The following is a 2,685-nucleotide window of genomic DNA, read 5'->3' on the forward strand; positions in this document are numbered from 1 at the left end:
ATCGAAGTGGAAGTTGACATTGTCTCTGCCCACCGCACTCCTGAAAAACTCGTTGATTTCAGCACCAACGCCCATAAGCGTGGCATCACAGTAATCATTGCCGGTGCCGGCGGTGCTGCACATCTACCGGGAATGGTAGCATCTATGAGCCCATTACCGGTGATTGGTGTTCCCGTAAAATCCAGCAATTCTATTGATGGCTGGGATTCCATTCTTTCTATTTTACAAATGCCGGGTGGTGTGCCTGTGGCAACGGTAGCTTTAAACGGCGCCAAAAATGCCGGTATCCTTGCTGCACAAATTATTGGAAGTGCAGATAAATGTGTTTTAGATAAAATTGTAGCATACAAAGAAGGATTGAAAATGGCAGTATTGGAGAAGGCGAAGAAGATGAAGAAGTAAATTTGTTTACTTAATAATACACACTTCATTTATTTTTCATTAAATTTATCTCATACTTGTACTTCAATGATTACAAAAGAGCAAATAAAAAAACACTTGGAAACTTTTCCCGAAGAATTTTCAATCGATGAATTGATTGAAAAATTGCTCTTTATTGAAAAATTGGAAAAAAGATTACAAGAATCTGACAGCAATCAAACCATTACAGAAGAAAGTCTAAAATCTGAAATGCAGGAATGGTTCAAATCAAATGGTTAAAATCAGCCAAACAAGATTTAAAAGAGATTTATGATTATATCGCTTTGGATTCAAAACGATATGCGCAACTTCAAGTTGAACGCATTCTAAAAAAACAGAGCTTTTAAAAACCCAAACCAAACTCGGAAAAGTGGTTGACGAAATCCAAGACCCCAACATCAGGGAACTGTTCGAAGGGAACTACCGTATTATTTACAGATTGGTTGATGTTAAAGAGATTCACATTTTGATGGTGCACCATGGAGCCAGGAATTTATATTTAAGAATCCAAAAGCCTAAAAAATAATCTGTAACAATTCCTTACTTTTATCGTCATTATTTTTGTAAACCAACCACCGTCAATGATGAAATTCTTAAAATCACTTTCAGCAGTATTACTTTTAGTATTAACTTCTCAATTTTCAACCGCCCAGACTTTAAACGGAACTGTATTGGACAAAAAAACCAATCAACCCTTGGTTTTTGCCACCGTGCAAATCGGCGACAAATATGGTGTCATCACCAATGACGAAGGCGTTTTTAAAATCCAAACCCATCGTTTTTCGGAAACTGATTCCATTAAATTTTCGAGTATGGGGTATGCTTCAAAAAGCTTTGTGCTGAAAGATTTCGCGTTAAGCACCATCTATCTGGATGAAAAAATTGATGAACTCAAAAGTATTTTCCTTGTCAACAAAAACACAGACCCGCTAGTAATCATACAACGGGTGATTGAAAACAAAACAAAAAATTACGGAATCAACCTGATTCATTTCCAGGTTTTTAGCCGAAACGGTTTCCACTACACTCCACATGATTTTGGGCTCAATCTCAAAAAAGCCGATTTTACAGATAAAAACGCTATCAGGGCTTTCAATAAAGATTTTCAGGAATATGCTGAGAAAATCCAAAACAAAACCACTTCAATATATCTGGATAACTTTTCCGAGGTTTATGCTAACAATTCCATCTTTAAAATTAACGAACAAAAAACCACCCAACTCATCAATCGGGAAGAAAACACTTCTATAGAAAACCTGCAACGAAAAATATTCCAGTTTTTGGGCAACAATCTCAAAAGTCAAAACACATTTAAAATTAAAAGTGGTATTCTGCCCATAGATGACGATTTCAAATTTGAAAATACAGAAGACATCTTTGCAAAAAAAGACACAACAGCTTCTAAAATAAAGGACAACATCAACAATCATATAATGTCAGTTGATTTGAGTAAAAGCAAAAAATTTGATTTTCTGGATGATTTAAACAACTACACCTACACCATAGATAACGTGACCGGCTATCAGGATGAAATGGTTTACGTAATTTCCTTCAACCCTAAAAGGCGTTCAGCAAAATACAAAGGCCTGTTGTATGTTTCAGCAGACACTTATGCCGTTTTAAAAATGGAATATGAATTAGGTGAAAATAAAATTGCAGAAAAAACAAATTTAAAATTACTTCTGGGTGTAAAATATGTAAAAAACAAGAATTCAGGAATGGTAATCTATCAAAAAACTGGTGACAAATATTTTCCAAAGTATATACAAAATTATACCAACAGTTATACGTATTTTGCACGTCCGTTCAGTTTCAAGGAAAACGCACCACGAAAGGAAAGGATAAATATTAAGTTTGATTTCACACTTGAAACCAACATCGGCTCACGCCAGGAACTCCTAATAGTTGACAGCCACCCCATAACCGCCGAAGATTATAACGCAGCTCCAAAAAGCCAAAAAGCAACAGTTGAAGTCATTCAAAAATATGACCCGGCACTTTGGGAAAATTATAATATCATTGCGCCAAATGAAGCGATAAGGAGTTTTGAATTTTAATTTGGAACCATTACCCAAGGTTTCGGGGTTGAGTCCTGAGGAGTTAATTATAGAGATATTTTAATAGACTTTTGGAAAAACTTAAACGTTGAACAACATGAGACTGTCTAAAAAGATAGTCTCATGTTTTCCTTAAATGAGTGGAATTAGCAAGAGAAACAAAAAATGCAACCATTTTCTTTCCTTACAGTTTTTTTGAAAATAAAAA

General features: G+C 35.2%; 3 protein-coding genes and 1 pseudogene. All 4 read left to right on the top strand.

The features are described 5' to 3' along the window. On the top strand, positions 1-402 hold a 402-nt coding region (purE, locus tag AC6F75_RS05990; RefSeq protein ID WP_500714043.1), incomplete at its 5' end, for a 5-(carboxyamino)imidazole ribonucleotide mutase. Between the two features lie 66 nt (positions 403-468). Next, positions 469-660 carry a hypothetical protein gene (locus AC6F75_RS05995; RefSeq protein WP_500714044.1) on the top strand — a complete coding sequence of 64 codons (192 nt, stop codon included), beginning with the start codon at positions 469-471 and terminating at the stop codon, positions 658-660. After that, positions 639-946 (top strand): annotated as a pseudogene (locus AC6F75_RS06000) (type II toxin-antitoxin system RelE/ParE family toxin). The gene AC6F75_RS05995 and the pseudogene AC6F75_RS06000 overlap by 22 nt, the downstream one beginning before the upstream one ends. Before the next feature lie 55 nt (positions 947-1,001). Further along, positions 1,002-2,477, top strand: a complete 1,476-nt coding sequence (locus AC6F75_RS06005) for a carboxypeptidase-like regulatory domain-containing protein (protein ID WP_500714045.1) — start codon at positions 1,002-1,004, stop codon at positions 2,475-2,477. Positions 2,478-2,685 lie beyond the last annotated feature (208 nt).

The organism is Planktosalinus sp. (genome assembly GCF_059864935.1).

Excerpts from the sequence above, each read along its gene's own strand:
- AC6F75_RS05995 (WP_500714044.1), top strand. The coding sequence starts at position 469 with ATGATTACAAAAGAGCAAATAAAAAAACACTTGGAAACTTTTCCCGAA.
- AC6F75_RS06005 (WP_500714045.1), top strand. The coding sequence starts at position 1,002 with ATGATGAAATTCTTAAAATCACTTTCAGCAGTATTACTTTTAGTATTA.